This window comes from Bacillus sp. UNC41MFS5, assembly GCF_000686805.1.
The window spans coordinates 45,970-64,729 of record NZ_JMLP01000016.1 but is presented as its reverse complement, the minus strand read 5'-3'; the positions used below and the strand labels follow the sequence as shown (position 1 = coordinate 64,729).

Genomic DNA, 18,760 nt, shown 5'->3' with positions numbered 1-18,760 from the left:
TATTTTTTTTGAAGTAGAGGTGATATCTTTGATACAAAAATTACTGCTTTCAATGGAGCAAATGATTTACATAATTCAAAATGGGTTACAAAAAACGAATTCACCAAAGGATGTAACCATTATAGGTGCAGGGATATCTGGTTTAGTTGCTGCTTCACTCTTGAAAGAAGCTGGACATCGGGTTACCATTATTGAAGCAAATAACAGAATTGGTGGAAGAATTTACACAAAAAGGGAACCTTTTATTAATAATCAATATATAGATCTTGGGGCAATGCGTATACCTTCATTTCACCATTTAGTTTTTGAATATATAAAAAAATTCAATTTACAAGTCAATGAATTTATAAATAGCACCCCTAATGATCTGATTTACATCAATAATATATTAACAAATGAAAAAAATTATGGAACAAATCCAGACCAATTAAGGTTTAAAGTCTACCCAAGTGAAAAAGGAAAAACTGCAACAGAGTTACTATTATTAGCAGTTGGTCCAGTTATTGATTTTATAAACCAAGATCCCGAAAAAAATTGGGATATAGTTATTAATATGTATGATCATTTTTCAATGGCTAACTTTTTAAAATATAACCCTGTGGGTGTATCCTTATCAGCTGAAGCAATCGATATGATTGAAACGATGGTCGGATTAGAAGGGTTTTCTGAACTTGCATTTACTGCAATATTAAGAGAAGTTTTAGTACTCCTTACAAAGAACCTAAAACTTTATGAAATTTCAGGGGGTACTGATCATCTTATTAATGGATTTTTACCACAACTAAAAGACGATATTATTACTAATCAAAGAGTAAAGAAAATTATGCAACAAGAATCAAACGTAACAATCTATACAGAAAATCAAATACTTAATACTGAGCATCAACTTACAAGCGACTTTGTTATTTCAACAATTCCTTTTTCTTTATTGAATTTCGTAGATTTACTTCCCTTTGAGTCTATTTCATATGACAAGAGGAAAGTTATTAGAAAGATACATTATGCAAATTCAACTAAAATAGGACTTCAATTTAAAACCAGATTTTGGGAAAAATATGGGTTATATGGTGGAAAAATAACAACCGATTTACCAATCAAGTTTGCATATTTTCCTAGTCATGGTCAAGAGGCATCGGACAGTACAGGGATTATGTTAGCTAGCTACACATGGGAAGACGATTCTAGCATTTGGGATAATATGACACAACAAGAACGTATTAAAATTGCTTTAAATGATCTTTCGTATATATTTGGAAATCAAGTGTTTGCGGAGTTTTTAATAGGATATTCACATAATTGGTCTGAATTCCCTTATTATGGAGGAGCATTTGTCATGTTTAAACCCGACCAAATAAAAGAATTAGGTCAATATATTAGTACACCAGAAGGGAGAATTCATTTCGCAGGATCACATTCATCTACTACACCAGGTTGGATTCAAGGCGCGATTGAAGCAGGAGTTAGAACAGCGTATGAAGTTAGTAATAGATAAGTTTTATTTAAATATCAAAAGATGAACTTCCACAAAAAGGTCATCTTTTATTGATAATTTAGAGTATTTATTTAAACAGATTACTGAATATAAAGGATTTTTTTATTCAACTAGCGCATGCGTTAGTTCATTAACGATCGACTGCTTCGGCGGTCTTTTTTACTGCACTAAATGGCAGGGTAGTTGAATAAGGAATAACTACTTTATGGTGGAATTATCCGTTAAATTAAGAAGCTAATTAAAAATATACCCCTCACTAATGAGGGATATATCTTATTTATCTTGTGCAAGTTCTTTTCTATTGGGAGCAAGTGGTGGCTGTTCTAACCACTTGTTTTTCACCATAATATCGAACCAGTCTTTGGTAATTCCTAATGTTTTTAGAATTGCCTTTTCATAAGCTACAGCTAAGTCTGTTCGCATGGCTCCTGCTAGACCTGTCCCGTAATATACTTGTGCAGTTTGAGCCAAGAAACCCATATGATACAACATTAATTTATCTGAAAAAGGAGATTCTTTTGACGTTGTAACCTCTGATTCCCACGACATTGGAACTGGCAAATTATCCTTGTGCATAATTTTCGAAAGGGCCTGCAGGTTTTCATCTGAGGTTTTTTCTAATTCCTCAAAAAACTTTCTTACTTCTTTCGATTCTGTGACTTGACTGAATCCGATTGAAAGAGTTTTTGCCATAATGCCCTTTTTAATGTTAAGAGAAATACTGATTATTTCTAAAGCAGATAAAAGTCTCCCTTTTCCGAAGAATCCATCAGTAAAATCTTTGGTAGAAATAAATTCAGGGCTCTCGTTAGGATAGAAATAGGGGTCTCTTTGGAATTTTCCTTTTTTAAGCAATAACTCAATGGTTAAATCGTAAATACTTTTTGCATCATTATCACATGAATTGTAAAATTCCCGTATGTCCTTTCTGACAGAAACACATAAAGCAGTTGTATGACCCAACAAACCATGTATAGTCATAATATGTAAATAATTTAAGCAGAATGTGTCAGAAAACAATCTCTCTGCACTTTTATTAAGGTCGGACTCAGTAAATCCAATGGGAACTGGAAATCCATCCTTCTCAATGAAGGAAACAAGCTGCTTCTTTTGCTTTTCCCATGTCTCAATGGCTATTTCAAAAACTTTTTTTATTGATTCGTCTTCTAAAATAGAAATCATATACCTATTTACTACCTCGGCCATTGTTCCGTTTACATACTCCCCCCATAGTGATCCTATTTCGGAAGATGTAAGTTTTAAATTATCATTTTCCATTTGTTCTCACCTCTTCAGTATTTTTTACTAATACATAAATAGATATGCATTTCTTTGAACTTAAACCTTTTAGATGATTAGTTGGGTAGTTTCTTGTTGAACTAACGGGTGCAAGAGTTAAAGATCGGGATGGCTGCGGCGATCCCTTTTTCTTATTGTGCTAACGGAGCAGGTTAGTTGAAATAGTAATTTGATTATTAATGTCGCATTTGAGAAAAAAGACGACGATAAGAGGTGGTTGTGGAGTGAATAGATTTTAGGTAAAAAAGATGAAAAAGAAGCGTCCTATGAACGCTTCCAATAAGTGAGGTTTTTTACCATTTTAGTGTTGATTAATCTTATATAAAGATTAGTAAGAATTTAAATTTTGAAAAAATAATGAATATTTCGGAATGGAACAGCCGGACCTGAAGATAGGGGACCAGACATATGTGGAGTTGTTGAAACTGGACTTATGTTAAATTGACTACCACCAAATGGATAATATTGGTGAGGGTATATACCATGAATTGGCTGTGCCCAACCTCCCCAAGCTAAAGGAGTAAAACCATAATAGCCCACTCCATTGATTCCAGTATTAATTTGGTACATTTTGTTCCCAACTTTCGTCTGTTTTTTTTATATTTTATTACTTTAAGAATTTAAATGAGTGTGTCTTTATTGTTTTTAGGTTAAATTTAATATCAAATTTTTCGTTTACAATTTTAAGTTAATGTCCTCATTAATAAGGACAATAAAATAGGACATCAGCATGTCGTCTTTCGAGATAATATGCAATACTTGAAATGGTGCTTGTTCAACTAACGGGGCAGTTTAGTGAAAGACTAAAAATGGTAATACTAGTTAATGTTCACATATAGATATGTAAGAAGACACTGGAAATCTTTCCAGTGTCTTCTTATCATAAAAGATTTATTTATTTAAGAAAGGATAGTCAGTATATCCTTCTTTTCCACCACCATAAAACGTACTTCTATCAGCTTCATTTAATTCAGCACCAGTTTTTAATCGTTCAACGATATCTGGATTAGCAAGTGCTAGAGTACCTAATGGGGCAACATCTGCAATGCCTGCGTCAATATCTTTACTAATTTCATCTACAGGTCTTCCACCTCTGTTCACTAATAAAGGATTTGACCAAAGGGAGCGGATCTCTTTTAATAAATCTTCATTTCCTCCATGCATTACATGAAGATAAGCTAAATTATATTTAGCTAATTCTTTAACAAGATAGCGATAAACATCTGGACCTTGTTCTCCTTCATCAATTCCACCAAGTGTTACTTGAGGCGAAATACGGAACCCAGTTTTGTCAGCACCAATTTCTTCTACAATTGCTTTCGTGACCTCAATCGCAAAACGAGCACGATTCTCTACAGTCCCACCATATTCATCTGTTCTTTGGTTTGAATTTTCACCAATAAACTGTTGTATCAGATAGCCGTTTGCCCCATGAATTTCTACACCATCGGCTCCTGCTTTAATAGCAGCAGCAGCAGCTTTTCTAAATTCATCTACAACACTCTTAATTTCTTCTGTTCTCAATTCTCTTGGAGTCGGAATTTCTTTCATACCTTCAACAGTGAAAATACTTTCCCCAGGAGCTATAGCTGAAGGAGCTACAGCTTGTCGGTGATGTGGCGTATTATCTGGATGTGATACTCTACCAACATGCATCAATTGAATAAATAAATGACCACCCTCTTGATGAACACGGTCGGTAATTTTTTTCCAACCTTCAATATGTTGCTTATTATAAATACCAGGTGTATTAATATAGCCTTGTCCATCTTCAGAAGGTTGAGCTCCTTCACTAATAAGTAATCCTAACGAAGCACGTTGACCGTAGTATTCAACACTTAATTCTGAAGGAGTACCATCAGTTAATGCTCTACTCCTAGTCATTGGTGCCATTGCCAAACGATGTTTTAATTCCATATTTCCAACTTTGATTTCTTTCCATAAGTTATTCATAATATACAACTCCCTAATAAAGTAAATTTAGCGTGCGATATCTCCACCATCAGCTAATAAAGTGCTACCAGTCACAAATGAAGCTAATTCAGATGCTGCGAAAAGAACAGTTTTAGCTATATCATCTGGTTTTCCTAAACGTCCTAATGGGATATTCTGTGCGTAGGCATTTAATGCAGCATCCATGCCCAAATCATTCTTTCTTTTTAATTCCACTCCACCTGTTTCTGTTAATGTAGGAGCAACAGCAACAGCTCGAATTCCTTTTGGTCCTAACTCAACAGCTAAACTTTTTGTTAGACCCGAAACCCCATGTTTTGATGAAACATAATGTGCAGGGTTAGCACCATTACTTGCATTGAAAGCTGCTGTAGATGCAAGGTTGATAATTACTCCCTTAATATCTTTCTCAATCATAACCTTCGCCGCTTCTCTAGCTCCAATGAACGTACCTTTTAGATTAAGGTCGTGAACTAAATCCCATTCATCATTATTAATTTCAAGGATTGGTTTAGATGGATATATACCTGCATTATTAACCCAAATATCTAAACGACCAGTAAGTTCTACAGATTTTTGAACCAACGCAACAATAGAATCTGGCTCTTTCACATTTAAATGAAGTCCATTATTATTTGTGTTGTATGTTTCTGATAACTCCTTAGCAACCTTTGTTGCAGCTTCCTCATTTAAATCTGCTATAATCACATTCGCACCGGCTTCTGCAAGTCTTTTACTAATTGCAAAACCAATGCCTGAAGCTCCACCAGTCACTACTGCTGTTTTTCCTTTAAGTGAAATTAATTCTTGTAAGGTTTTCTCTTGCAACTGTTTCATTAATCAAATGCCCTCCTTTATAACGTTCAGATATCCTTTTATTGAACAGAAATAGTAATTTGCTTTAATAAACAAATTTAATTAAGAGCTATCAATCAACTCTTACGCTTATTATCGTTTATAGTTATAATGATTGTAAGTAGGCACTTTTATTTTACATAGGAACAATTAGTAGACCTATATAAAATATAAGGATTTTTATTGTAGAGGTGAGAAAATGGAATATAAAGAGTTACAAAGCACATTAGAGGCTTTTGTTGGTAAGTGGAAACCAATTATTATTTATCATTTATTGAAAGAGGGAACAAAGAGGTATAGCGAGCTCCAAAAATTGATACCTGAGATCAATAAAAGGATGCTAACACTTCGTCTTAGAGAATTAGAAGCAGATAAAATAATAAAACGAAAAGTCTATCAAGAAGTCCCTCCAAAAGTGGAGTATTCTATAACTGAATATGGAAAGTCGTTGGAACCTGTTTTATCTTCAATGAATAATTGGGGGAAAGACCATATAACATCAGAGGATAATAAAATTATTTCTACCGAAGATAACCCTGAAAATGTGTGCCAAGCTCTAACAACCATCAATTTGATTGTAGGGAAATGGAAACCTATTATTATAACAGAGTTACTAGAAAACGAAAAAAGATTTAGCGAATTACAAAGAAACATCCCATCGATTAATAAGCGAATGTTAACCAACGATCTACGTGAACTAGAACAAGAAGGAATCATAAATAGAGAGGTCTACCAACAAGTACCTCCTAAAGTCGTTTACTCTATCACAGAGTATGGAAAAACACTCGAAGCAATATTATTGCAATTAAATAGTTGGGGTAGAGAGCATACCTTATCAAAATAAATGTATGTGATCTATCATAAAATCATTAATAACAGTAGGTATAAAAAATGTTCCTATGTAAAATAATAGTGCCTACTTACTAAAAGAACTCCCTTGTCGCATAATTAGATTGTAAGGTGATACATCTTAAACATCTAAGGGGGAGTTTAACATGGGGTTAAAATGAAAAGTAGCTATTATTACTGGTGGAGCATCAGGAATGGGACGAGCAACAGCAAATAAATTTGCCGCAGAAGGTGCGAAAGTAATCATTGCTGATTTTGATGAAATTAACGGACAAGAAGCAGTTTCTGAAATAAAAGCACGCAATGAGGAAGCCAACTTTTTTAAAGTTGATGTTAGTAATTATGAACAAGTCTCAGCATTGGTTGAATATGCAATTGAGACATATGGAACGCTAGATGTCATTTGGAATAATGCTGGAATTTCCGGTACTTCTCCATTACTTGATACTAACGTTCCTAACTATCTAAACACGGTTGGAATTAACCAATTTGGTGTAGCATATGGTATATTTGCTGCTTCTAAAAGGATGGTTGAATTAGGTGTAAAAGGCGTAATTATAAATACCGCAAGCGTATTTGGAATACTGGCATCTGAAAACCATTTTGCCTATGGAGCGAGCAAGGCTGCGGTGGAGAGCATGACAAAGACTGCTGCTTTAGAATTAGCACCTCATGGAATAAGAGTAGTTGGAGTTACACCTGGAACTGTAAATACAGCCATCCTAAAAGATGTATTGGCGATGGGCTTAGGTGACCAATTAAAGAGTTACCATATGAGGAATAACATCATAGAGCCGAGTGACATAGCTAACGTAATTGCTTTTTTAGCTTCAGAGGAATCGAATGTCATTAACGGAACGATTATTAAAGTAGATGACGGATGGACGAGTTTTAAAAGCCATATGATTCTACCTGACGTTGCAGGAGGAGATCTAGCATGAATATTTTAAGACACCATCAATCGTATTCAAACGGTCATAAAGTTTTTAATTTAACATTTAAAAGACCAGGATTAATCTGGCAAGATACTACTCTAGACGACTTTGCCTTCGGTGCACTTAGCCGAATTGACCATGCGAAGCTTGGTCAAGGTGCATTCGTAAAAATGCATGAACATATTAATGATGAAATTTTAAGCTATATGTGGAATGGAGAAATGTTGCATAAAGATTCCGATGGTACTGAAATTATGATTTCGCCTTCCAAGCACATGTTGATGAATGCAGGTAGAAGCTTCTTCCACGAAGAAACAACACCTAATGGTACAGTTGAGATGCTTCAAATTTTTATTCGACCATCTGAAGCAGACCTTGAGCCAAAAGTTCAGTTCTTTGATACAAATAATAAAAATGAAGATTGGAAGCTCATTGCAGGACCAAAAGAGATGTCTGCCCCTTTAGAAATCCGCCAAAATATTGCTGTTTACGATGCACATGCAAAAAATGGAGCAAAATTAGAGATTCCGAAATTAGAAAATTATACACCTTGGCTTTATGTTATGAATGGAGCAATAAAAGCTGGTGAGGAAACATTATATAAAGGGGATGCTGTAACAGGTAATGAAAAGGAGTTACAAGAGGTTGAATTAATTGAAGATACAACCCTCGTACTATTTTTAGTAGACCTAAATGCACAGATGACTTTTTCTGGTAACTTTAGTGGTTTAAAAAGATAGATAATAATTTCACTGAACTAACTTGGGGCAATACTCAATAATGAGTATTGCTCCTTTCTTTCACAATAGAAGCATCACTCCTTTAATAACTTAAAACTATTTAATTTTAATAAATGTAATTCAACTAACGAGGGCGTGTGCGGGTGGGATTCCCGTCGAGTAAGAACTAGCCATTCGCTCGTAGCGAGTCTTTCATATTCAACTTCCTTATAACTAACTACATTTCTTGTGCATACTTTTTACTTGCAAAAATGCGTTTCAGAAAGTATATTGTAATCATTATAGATAAAATGATACGATACGTTTCGTTTTGTTTTTTATGAGAGACTGTTTTATTACCAAGGAGGTGAAATCACTATGACAGGAAAGAAAAAAGAACCTCGGAGTAGAAATGAGATTCTTAATGCAACCATTGAGATGTTAGAGTTCACCAGTTATTCATCTTTAACAATTGAGGCAATAGCTTCACATGCTGGAGTCGGAAAAACAACCATCTATCGATGGTGGGAAAATAAAGCGTACCTTGTGTTAGATGCTTTTTTAATGGTGGTAGATTCAAAATTCGAATTTAACAGCAATAATCCAGTACAGGACACATTTAAACAACATCTTCAAGCTTTAGCCCATATTCTTAACAGCAAGATTGGTAAGTCAATATTAACCATAGTTATAGAGAATGAAGAAATTGCTAAGAAATTTTACACCTCATATCTTAGCCTTAGAAGAAATGAAGCAAAACAATTACTTCAAGCTGCAATGGATAAGGGTGAAGTTCAATCCACAATTAACACGGATGCAGTTTTAGATATGTTATATGGTCCAATTTACTTCCAGATACTCATATATAAAAAAGTTCCAGATGAAGATTATATCAACGAATTATTGATCCGAGTTATTAAGGGAATTGGTATCCCGAATCAATCTTAAACCAGGAGGATTTTTATTAGTGACTCAACCGGCAAATACAACATCATACAATAAGAACTATTCTTTAATGACCACGATTTTATTTTGGTGTGGTTTAATTATTTTAACTAGTATGTATATTACTATTCCGTTAACAACTGTATTTATCCAATCTTTTCATGTTAGCTCGACACAAGCAGCTTGGATTGGAAGTTCATTTTCTCTATGTTATGCACTGGGTTGTCTGCTTTATGGACCATTCTCCGACAGATATGGACGTAAAGTTTTTTTAGTAACGAGCATCAGTGTGTTAACAGTAATTACGATTGCCATTGGATTTGTAGACAGTTTTTATGGACTTATTATCCTAAGAGGGATACAAGGGATAATAGCTGCCGCTTTTGCTCCTATCTCACTGGTATATGCAGGAGAAATGTTTCCGCCTCCTAAAAGGCTAACAGCTGTTGGATTTATTAGTTCTGGGCTTCTGATGGCAGGCATAGTGGGGCAAGTTTTTAGCGGAATCGTGAATGAATATTTAGGTTGGCACGCCATCTTCTTTATTTTAGGAATTCTGTATTTTATCACTACTCTACTCGTTATAGGATTTCTTCCAAAAGACGAAATGCGAAGACCGAAAGAAAATGTGTTTATTAAGTTTAAACAAATGACAACTCTACTAAAACAAACACAGTTGCTTTTAGCTTTTTCTATTACGTTTATGCTCTTATTATCTTTAGTTGGAATGTATACCATACTGGGAAGCTATTTAAGTTCGACTAAGTTTGGGCTTACTAACCAGGAAATACTATATATTCGAGCAGTTGGGATCCTTGGGATGCTTCTATCACCGTTTTCCGGAAGAATTGCCCAAAAAATTGGAATAGCAACTGTTCTCCGAGGTGGATTAGCTTTAGCTGCTGTTGGACTGCTTGCTTTAGGTCTTAGCCCATACTTGCCATTCATCGTCTTAATGAGTGTAGGATTTGTAGCCGGCATTGCAGTAATAACCCCCATAATCATCTCAATTATCAATCAACTTGGTGGAAATGCAAGGGGAAGTGCTATTTCTCTTAACGCGTTTATACTCTTCCTTGGTGCCAGCACGGGTCCGATATTAGCTATTAACTTACTAAAAACAGAGCAATATCTATTATCTTTCGGAATCTTAGGGTCCATTCTCTTAGTAGGATTTTTATTATCTTTTTTTATCAAATTGGCTCCTACGGTAGCTTCTAAGAGTGTAGCACTAGAAAGAAATTCTTAAACCTTTTATTCTAAGATTTTCTAATCATGTTCTTGTAGGGAGAGAAAAATATGCAAATTGTTTCATTAGTTTTGCAAATTATCCTTGGTTTCATGTTTACCTTTCTTGGTATTTCAGCATTGGTTGGTTCAAAGAAGGCATTAGAAAATTTTCATCATTTAAAATTACCAACATGGTTCCGTATGCTAACTGGAGTTGTACAATTAATAGGGGCTATTGGAATATGTATAGGAATTTGGAGTCCATTGTTTACAGTATTAGGTAGTGCTTGGATTGCTATAACTATGTTAGTGGGAATCCTCTTACATTTTAGGGTGAAAGAACCTTTTTCAGAAAGTGGACCAGCTCTTGTTGTAATGATAGCAACACTGATTGTGTTTTTTATTAACACTTAACTCTTCTATCAATTTGAGAACATTATTAATGTGTTTTAACTAATGTCCTAAAACGCTTGTATATAAGAGGATTATACCAATACTTTCTTAACTGCAAGATAGAGCGTGCAAAGCAGTTAATAGAAAAGAATGGTGATATATATTCCGCAGTAGCTGAATGTGGATTTGTTGATTTAACTCATTTGAATAAACATTTTAAAAGTGTATTTGGAACAACGGCATTTGAATATCTGTCACAGATAAATTAATGCTGGTTAGATATATAATTAGTAAGAAAACGTAGTGAGGAATATTTACATTTCCTATATAGGTTTGTAGCTGCTATTAATTAGGCAGCTTTTTTATGTGCAAACGGGGTAGCATTTCTGTAATAAATGAAATGAGAAAAAGTATAAGTTTGTGAAAAAATGTACTTAAACTATAGGGTAGCTTTAGTTGAGTAAGTAGAAGAAAAAATAACCCAATTCTAATGAACTGAGTCATTTTCTTTCATTACAAAAGGCAATACAAAATACGGTGCAAATTTAGTTGCATTTTGAACTGTAATTTCAAGTTTTGCGATAGGAAACGGAACCCTTTAATCTTTTTGGGGTCCTCTCTATTTTGCCCTATGGACGGTCAAATTGACTTTATTTGTCTCACACATAAAAGTAGAAAGGTGTACGGGCTGTTCGTTTGCATCAAAAGCAATTTTTAAAATTCTAAAGAGATTTGCTCCAATATCACATTCTAATAACTTAGCATAATCCTTTGTTGCACCAATCACATCAATAATTTTATCGTTACTTACTATTTCTGTAAGATAATCTTCTAAAAGGATTTTATAAGTTGATTCATCTCCTGCAATTTTCTTTTCTAAATCTGGAAAACGCATTAACGAATAATGAGCAATATCGTAAAAAAGTGGGCGACCATTTACATACATGAGCCGCTCAAGTTCCAGAACAGGACTTGCTTTTTCAATAAGGAGATGACTTGCCACTTCTTCAGTTGCGGGGATTACCTCACTTCTTAAAATACGAGAATTAGGAATCATGCCCAACTGATGACTAAACTCTGAAAATCCACTTACGGATAATAATTCATTATGAAACTTATTGGACGCAACAAAAGTACCTCTACGAGGAATACGTGTCAAGGTTCCTTCGTTCACCAATTCCTCAATTGCTTTACGGATTGTTATCCGGCTTACATTATATATTTCACAAAGTTCTGCTTCAGTAGGGATCTGTTCATCCGGTTTATATTTTCCGTTCTGAATATCATTCTTCAACATTTGCCTGATCTGCATGTAGAGCGGCTGTGGGGTTGAAGGATTTAAATTCATAGCTTATTTCATCCTTATCCGTCAATAAATTATATACTTTCTATTATACCTTGATTACCAGTCCTAGTCACCATGCACCAAAATATCTAATCGTTTTCGAAGCTGTTTCTGTGCCCAATTCTAAGCATTCGTTAATGGATAATCCTTTCAATCTTCCATAAATAAAACCGGAAATGAATGAATCTCCAGCTCCCATTGTATCGACTACATTCGCATCAACGACACCACACTGATAAAATTGTTCACCGTCGTAGGCTAGCGATCCATTTTCTCCTAAGGTTGCTACAACGGTTTTAGAGCCAATTTTATTAATATCTTTTAAAAATTGACGAATATAAGCATCGTCCTTTGTATAGGAGAAGAAAGAATAGTCAACATACGCTGGTAATGTTTTTACTAGACGATGATTTAATTGATCCGAGAAATCAAAGGAGGTAGGCAGACCCATCTCTTTAAAAAGTGGATAATACCATTCAACATGCCCCCAAATTCCCGAATGTACAAGTTGATGTGTTCCAATAAAGTTAAGTTCCTCTTGCTTTAAGGAAAAGTCAGTCATGACTCCTTCATCGTACTGCCCAAAACTTCGGTCATTTCCAACTAATTCTACATACGTAACGGCCGTTTTTCCTTCCTTCTGGGATAGATGCGTAATATCGATCCCCTTATCTTGGATTGCCTGAATCATTTTATCACCATATGAATCGGAACCCACCCAGCCAATATAGGCAGAATCGACACCTAATTCCTTTAAATAGACAGCCACATTCACAGGATTGCCTCCAGGATAGACCTTCCCGCTTGCTTGATAAACATCCATACAGTTATCTCCGACCGTTGCAATTCTCATCCTTTTACCCTACTTTCTGCTAAATAATGGTGAAATGGAAGAAACGAGCACTACGATGTAGTGCTCATTAATGGTCTAATATTCCATTACTCGATAATATCTTCTAAGATTTAAGGAGTGGTTTCGTACCCGTTCAAGGTGAACACTAATCCGGCTTAGAACGGACCAGTTAATACTTACAGCAAAGTGTTTTCTGAATTCATCGCTAATGCCTCCCATTTCGAAGTCTTTCGTATCAATAACCGTTAGTTCTTTTGTAATCTGCTCAGCAAATCTCTCGACACGGTCCATCAGTGGTCTAGTTTCGTCTTCACCTTTTAGTAAAATCACACTTGTATCTTCGACAACAAGTTCAAGGGTGCCATGGAAAAACTCAGCAGCATGAATCGATTTCGCATGGATCCATTGCATTTCTTCTAGGATACACATGGCATATGAATACGTGTTACCCCATAAGTTACCAGATCCAATCATCATGTGATAATCTGTATCTTTATGCTTAATAGCGAACTCTTCTGCTTTTTTGTCAAAAGCCTTCACAGCACTTAGAATAGCTCTTGGAAGTAAGACAACTTCCTTGGTGAATTGCTCATATTGAGGAAATTCATTGTTGTTGTACATGAAACGGAAAACAACCATGTATAACAGCATAAAGAAGGTATCAAAGGAATGTTTTTCAGAACCTGTTGTGATGCAGTGATCGACAATTTGTGTTAACGGAGTATTGGGCTCAGCTACTAAAGCAATGGTAGTAGCTCCTTGTTCTTTACAAAATTCTGCGGCTGCAACCGTTTCTTTTGTTGTCCCTGACACAGAGGTAAAGATACAAACAGAGTCTTTGCTAAAATGCTTATTATTCATGACCATAAATTCTGCTGCAATTTCTGCATGGACGTTAATCGTGGAGTTTGACTTTAAAATATATTCATAAGGATACATCATCGCAATCGTACCACCAGCACCTATTAAGAAAATATTACTGTATCCTCTTTTTGAAATTCCATCTACAATGTCTTCAATTGGACCTCTAAACGCAAGGCCCTCTTTTTCTACCAGTTTAAGAAATAACTCTTCATCAAATTTTAACATGCCATTTTCCTCCTCTATATTGAATCGAGAAATTATCGATTCAATTTTAAAAACTATTTGTTATGTCTTTTTTAGGCTGTGTTAAACTTGTCTGTTAATTTCTGCTCCAATCAACAGAGTTGCAAAATAACAATAACCTTTAACACAGCCTGTTATTAAAGTAAGGAAGTTAGTAAAAATAGCCTAACTTCCCTAATCTCCTTCTACTAAGCTACTGAGTTGTTGTTTTTTTCTGACTTCGACCCATATTTCTTTTCCCAATAGTAGTAAACAGGGAGTCCTGTGGCAATGACGATTAATGCGGCTACCATCCCTTGCCATGGAGCCCAAGTGAACGTTCCCCATGCCAACCATGACGCACCAAGAATAGCTAATATCGTTGTTAATCTCCACGCCGGCATTCGATACACTGGTTTATAATCATCCCTTTTCCGGCATTTATAGACGGCCGCAAAATCTAGTATATTAATAACCAATTGAATAAGCGTGAAATACCCGAGTAATGCTGTTAAATTACTAAACATGACAAGAATACAGGCATAGGTTACTTGAACAATAATCGAAAAACTCGGCGTTTCATACTTCGGATGAACTTTTGCAAAGCGTTTGAAAAATAAGCCGTCCTTCGCCATCGCATATTCCAAGCGTGGCTGGAACATAATGCAGGAACTCAAGGATCCCAAAATAACGATAATAGCCGTAACAGCTACAAATGAGGAGGCAATATCAGACAGACCTGGGATATACTTTACGGCTTCTGAAACAGCTGCATTTGTGCTTATTAATTTTTCAAAAGGCATTAAACCGATGACACAAACGGCAAGTAACGTGTATAGGGCTAATACAATGAATACGGAACTAATAAGTGCACGCGGCAGAACCTTACCAGGATTTTTAAATTCTCCTGCCATAAAACAAATCGCTGCCATACCCGTATATGCCCAAGTGGTAGCTGACACGCCGCCAATTAGACTTGTTTTCACCGCTCCAGTTGTAGGAGAATAAGCAAAGTTACCAGGGTTCATATACATTAGTCCTAACACAATGACAATCAAAAATGGAATAATCTTCACAGCAGTAATAATAACTTGGAAAAGTCCGCCTTCTTTCACACTTCGATAATGAATGGAAGTAATGATTAGAATGATAGCAATACCCAGTAATTTACCAGGCACTCCAGAGAAAAACGGTAAAAAGGTTGCAACATAGGAAACAATCGCTAACGCCATAATCGAAATAGACGGTGGATCCAAGGCCCAGAACGTAGCCCAGCCATACAGAAAGCCCAGAGGTCTCCACCCTGCTTTATTCAAATAAACGTAACCACTCCCATTTTGGGGATAAGCAGTTGATAACTCAGCTAATACCATCACTTGCGGAATCGCAATAACACCGCCTATAATCCAGGCAAGAATAGAAATAGAAGGGCTACCTGCGGCTTTTGCAACATCACCTGAAGAAACAAAAATACCTGATCCTACAGTCGTTCCAACGGCGATTGCCAGAGCAGACCAGAAGCCGAGCTTTCGTGTAAGTGCACCATTACTCATAAAGAGTTCCTCCATATCCAGATGATAAGATTCCCAATTCCTTTATTTTCTTAAGAGATTTCATGATTGCATCTTGTGGGTTTTGATAATAATTTAATCCCATTTTCGTCTAAAAAATAGGGGAAAGGATAATGCCTAAGCGTGATATTCATTCCTTAATTTTCAATTTAGTTCACCTCCATGAGTGAAAACGCTTTTATTTGTTATATCTTGTATTATAATTAAACATAACAATAGCTGCAATATAAATTTTTAAAATATTATTAAATTTTCATAAAAATATAAAAAAGCGCGATTCTAGTAAATCACGCCTTTTACTTAGTTAAATTGATTTTCTTTTTTTACAACCAATTAAAGGTATTTTTTTATTATGTGTTTTTTCTTGGTATAATAGATAATGTTTTTTAGATTAGATTTATCGTGAATAACTGATTTAATATCAATTCACTAATTTATATATAGGTAAAGATAAATATCTTAAATTTTATCGTACGAAAAAGAGGAGGAACATATGAATAAACATAGTATATACGGATTAACAATCGATCAATTAGCAGCCTGGCTTGAAGCGCACGGCGAGAAGAAGTCGAGAGCACAGAAAGTTTGGGAATACCTTTATCGAAAGCGTGTCACAGCATTCTCGGAGATGACGGAAGTTAATCCAGAGTGTGTTCAACTATTAGCAGACAACTTCGAGATCCAAACTTTACAGGAGCACATTAAACAAGAATCAGCAGATGGTACGATTAAGTTCTTGTTTAAATTGCAAGATGGCAACTTAATTGAAACAGTTTTAATGCGCCAGAAATATGGCCTTTCGGTTTGTGTAACAACACAAGTCGGCTGTAACATTGGCTGTAGTTTTTGTGCGAGTGGCTTATTAGCAAAAAGTCGCGATTTATCTAGTGGGGAAATTGTTGAGCAAATTATGAATGTGCAGCTGCACCTGGACAAACAGGGTCTTGGAGAAACAGTCAGCCATGTGGTTGTGATGGGGATTGGTGAACCATTTGATAATTTTGACAACCTATTAGACTTTATCAAAGTAATCAAAGATGATAAAGGGCTCGCCATTGCGGCTAGACGGATTACTGTATCTACCAGTGGTCTCGCCGATAAGCTATATGAATTCACGGATACGAAGTTGCAAGTAAACCTGGCCGTCTCTTTGCATGCACCAAATAACGAACTTCGGACGCGTATTATGAAGATAAACCGTGCGATTCCTATTGAAAAGTTAATGAAAGCGATGGAGTATTATGTAGATAAAACCAACCGACGGATTACGATTGAATATATTCTATTGCGAGATGTAAATGATCATAAGCAAGAAGCAGAGCAGCTCGCGGAACTCCTTCGTCCACTCGGGCAGAAAGTCTATGTAAACTTAATTCCATATAACCCGGTTGATGAACACAGTCAATATCAACGAAGTGAACAGGAATCGGTATTGTCATTTTATGATACGTTGAAAAAGGGCGGAGTTAATTGCAAAATCCGCCAAGAGCATGGCACAGATATCGATGCGGCGTGCGGACAGTTACGCAGTAAGCAAATTAGAAAAGCATAATCCAAATAATTCTAAAATACCTTTAAAATAAGCGGACCGGCTAGCGATAGCCGGTTTGTTTATGTCGAAGTAAGTTCGACATTCTTTTCTCCATTTCCCGGGAAAAAGTCCTTTTAATCAAAGGATTTATCATGTATCTAATCAAACGTTTGGTTAATAAGGTATGCTGGGGGAATCTGTCGAAGCGTGATTAATTCCCGAAGGAAATCTTAATATCGACTAGTTTTTAACTTTAATAGTGAAAAAATATAAAGTGTCGACAAAATTTGTTTCACAATAAAAGGCTGAAACCCTTTATTGGCATGGCCTCATGGTTATCTAATCAAACGTTTGGTTAGTTTTATTTTTGTCGAAATAAGTCCAGTTGCGTGAAAAAAAGGTATCTAAATAATCTTTAGACACCTTTTTTAACTATATGCTATCGCTACTCGGTAAACTTTTTAAAAATTAATGTGGCATTATGTCCGCCGAATCCTAATGAGTTGGATAAAACGACTTGAACATCTTTCTTCTTTGCCTCATTTGGAACATAATCTAAATCAAGTTGTTCATCTGGAGTTTCATAGTTGATGGTTGGCGGAATGATTCCTTCATTAATGGCTAAAACAGAGAATATCGCTTCAATTGCGCCGGTGGCACCCAATAAGTGACCAGTCATTGATTTAGTGGAACTAACCGATAAATGATAAGCATGTTCTTTGAAAACTTCTTTAATGGCTAACGTTTCATACAAATCATTATAATTGGTGGATGTCCCATGTGCATTGATATAGTCGACTTGTTCAGGGGAAATATCCGCATCGTCTAATGCTAATTTCATTGCCCTGCCAGCCCCTTCTCCGTCTGGTGCAGGCGTGGTAATATGATGGGCATCACCGGTCGCACCATAGCCGATCAATTCTCCATAAATCTTAGCACCACGGGCAATTGCGTGTTCTAGTTCTTCTAGGACCACAATTCCTGCCCCTTCCCCAATCACAAAACCATCGCGATTCTTATCAAAAGGCCGGCTTGCTGTGTTCGGATCAGGATTTTTAGAAAGAGCGGTCATATTCGAAAATCCAGCTACGGTCATTTCGGTAATCGTCGCTTCTGTTCCACCCGCAATCATCATCTCCACATCCCCTTTTTGAATGACGCGGAATGCATCACCGATGGAGTTGGCACCGGATGCACATGCAGTTACCGAACAATTGTTGATTCCTTTAGCACCCAGCGCAATCGAAACTTGTCCAGCTGCCATGTCTGGGATAAACATCGGAATCGTAAACGGGTTGACCCTTCTTTGTCCTTTTTCAATAAACTTCCTATGTTGTTCCTCGAATTCACCTAGTCCGCCAATTCCTGAACCAATCCAGACACCGACCCGTTCTGCTGGAATGTCTTCTCCGATCTGGATCCCCGAATCCTTTACAGCCATTTGACTTGCTGCCACAGCAAACTGGCTATAACGCCCCATCCTTCTTGCTTCTCTTTTATCCATAAACTCTTCTGGTGCAAAGCCTTTTACTTCGGCTGCAATTTTGATATCAACCTTTTCTACATCAAAGATAGTGGCTGGGCCAATCCCCGATACACCATTTTTAATGTTTTCCCATGTTGTTTGAGCATCATTCCCCAAAGGAGTGACTGCTCCAATACCTGTAATCACTACTCTCTTACTCATAATAATGCTCTCTCCCA

17 protein-coding genes and 1 pseudogene are annotated in these 18,760 nt (G+C 36.1%); 9 read left to right on the top strand and 9 right to left on the bottom strand.

Features of this window, described 5'->3' with window-relative positions; translation table 11 throughout:
* Positions 1-52: 52 nt before the first annotated feature.
* The gene (locus BR30_RS0109195) at positions 53-1,492 is read left to right on the top strand and encodes a flavin monoamine oxidase family protein (protein WP_026564779.1); all 1,440 of its coding nucleotides are present in this window, start codon (positions 53-55) and stop codon (positions 1,490-1,492) included.
* A gap of 273 nt (positions 1,493-1,765) precedes the next feature.
* Here the strand turns inward: BR30_RS0109195 and BR30_RS0109190 are convergent, their stop codons facing one another.
* From BR30_RS0109190 to BR30_RS0109175, 4 genes are all read right to left on the bottom strand, one after another.
* Complete coding sequence (locus tag BR30_RS0109190; RefSeq protein ID WP_026564778.1) at positions 1,766-2,770, bottom strand: DUF3231 family protein; 1,005 nt, start codon at positions 2,768-2,770, stop codon at positions 1,766-1,768.
* 360 nt (positions 2,771-3,130) lie between these two features.
* Positions 3,131-3,361, bottom strand: a complete 231-nt coding sequence (locus BR30_RS0109185) for a hypothetical protein (RefSeq protein ID WP_026564777.1) — start codon at positions 3,359-3,361, stop codon at positions 3,131-3,133.
* Positions 3,362-3,682: 321 nt separating this feature from the next.
* Positions 3,683-4,744, bottom strand: a complete 1,062-nt coding sequence (locus BR30_RS0109180) for an alkene reductase (RefSeq protein ID WP_026564776.1) — start codon at positions 4,742-4,744, stop codon at positions 3,683-3,685.
* Between the two features lie 27 nt (positions 4,745-4,771).
* The gene (locus BR30_RS0109175; RefSeq protein ID WP_026564775.1) at positions 4,772-5,581 is read right to left on the bottom strand and encodes an SDR family NAD(P)-dependent oxidoreductase; all 810 of its coding nucleotides are present in this window, start codon (positions 5,579-5,581) and stop codon (positions 4,772-4,774) included.
* 217 nt (positions 5,582-5,798) lie between these two features.
* Between BR30_RS0109175 and BR30_RS38660 the strand changes: the two genes are divergently transcribed.
* The 7 genes and pseudogenes from BR30_RS38660 to BR30_RS35745 form a co-directional block, all read left to right on the top strand.
* Positions 5,799-6,443, top strand: coding sequence for a winged helix-turn-helix transcriptional regulator (locus BR30_RS38660; RefSeq protein WP_035445278.1), 645 nt, complete (start codon positions 5,799-5,801; stop codon positions 6,441-6,443).
* 175 nt (positions 6,444-6,618) lie between these two features.
* Positions 6,619-7,389, top strand: a complete 771-nt coding sequence (locus tag BR30_RS32910; RefSeq protein ID WP_269320605.1) for an SDR family NAD(P)-dependent oxidoreductase — start codon at positions 6,619-6,621, stop codon at positions 7,387-7,389.
* The gene (locus BR30_RS0109160; RefSeq protein ID WP_026564774.1) at positions 7,386-8,123 is read left to right on the top strand and encodes a pirin family protein; all 738 of its coding nucleotides are present in this window, start codon (positions 7,386-7,388) and stop codon (positions 8,121-8,123) included. The genes BR30_RS32910 and BR30_RS0109160 overlap by 4 nt, the downstream gene beginning before the upstream one ends.
* A gap of 357 nt (positions 8,124-8,480) precedes the next feature.
* Positions 8,481-9,050 carry a TetR/AcrR family transcriptional regulator gene (locus BR30_RS0109155; protein ID WP_026564773.1) on the top strand — a complete coding sequence of 190 codons (570 nt, stop codon included), beginning with the start codon at positions 8,481-8,483 and terminating at the stop codon, positions 9,048-9,050.
* A 19-nt stretch (positions 9,051-9,069) separates the two neighbouring features.
* Positions 9,070-10,296 (top strand): MFS transporter, encoded by a 1,227-nt coding sequence (locus tag BR30_RS32905; RefSeq protein WP_231507659.1) that lies wholly within the window; start codon positions 9,070-9,072, stop codon positions 10,294-10,296.
* 50 nt (positions 10,297-10,346) lie between these two features.
* Positions 10,347-10,691 (top strand): DoxX family protein, encoded by a 345-nt coding sequence (locus tag BR30_RS0109145; protein WP_026564772.1) that lies wholly within the window; start codon positions 10,347-10,349, stop codon positions 10,689-10,691.
* 47 nt (positions 10,692-10,738) lie between these two features.
* Positions 10,739-10,939, top strand: a pseudogene (locus tag BR30_RS35745) (helix-turn-helix domain-containing protein); the annotation flags it as partial.
* Positions 10,940-11,289: 350 nt separating this feature from the next.
* On the opposite strand, the gene BR30_RS0109140 reads toward BR30_RS35745, so the two are convergent.
* From BR30_RS0109140 to BR30_RS0109125, 4 genes are all read right to left on the bottom strand, one after another.
* Positions 11,290-12,018: a GntR family transcriptional regulator gene (locus tag BR30_RS0109140; protein ID WP_026564771.1), complete on the bottom strand. Its 729-nt coding sequence runs from the start codon at positions 12,016-12,018 to the stop codon at positions 11,290-11,292.
* A 67-nt stretch (positions 12,019-12,085) separates the two neighbouring features.
* On the bottom strand, positions 12,086-12,868 hold the full coding sequence (gene frlD / locus BR30_RS0109135; RefSeq protein ID WP_026564770.1) for a fructoselysine 6-kinase: 783 nt from the start codon (positions 12,866-12,868) through the stop codon (positions 12,086-12,088).
* Between the two features lie 75 nt (positions 12,869-12,943).
* On the bottom strand, positions 12,944-13,957 hold the full coding sequence (locus tag BR30_RS0109130; protein ID WP_026564769.1) for an SIS domain-containing protein: 1,014 nt from the start codon (positions 13,955-13,957) through the stop codon (positions 12,944-12,946).
* 206 nt (positions 13,958-14,163) lie between these two features.
* Positions 14,164-15,507, bottom strand: coding sequence for an amino acid permease (locus BR30_RS0109125; protein ID WP_026564768.1), 1,344 nt, complete (start codon positions 15,505-15,507; stop codon positions 14,164-14,166).
* Between the two features lie 511 nt (positions 15,508-16,018).
* Here BR30_RS0109125 and rlmN point away from each other — a divergent pair.
* Complete coding sequence (gene rlmN, locus BR30_RS0109120; RefSeq protein ID WP_026564767.1) at positions 16,019-17,077, top strand: dual-specificity RNA methyltransferase RlmN; 1,059 nt, start codon at positions 16,019-16,021, stop codon at positions 17,075-17,077.
* A gap of 424 nt (positions 17,078-17,501) precedes the next feature.
* On the opposite strand, the gene fabF is transcribed toward rlmN, so the two are convergent.
* The gene (fabF, locus tag BR30_RS0109115) at positions 17,502-18,743 is read right to left on the bottom strand and encodes a beta-ketoacyl-ACP synthase II (RefSeq protein ID WP_155928507.1); all 1,242 of its coding nucleotides are present in this window, start codon (positions 18,741-18,743) and stop codon (positions 17,502-17,504) included.
* Positions 18,744-18,760: the final 17 nt, after the last annotated feature.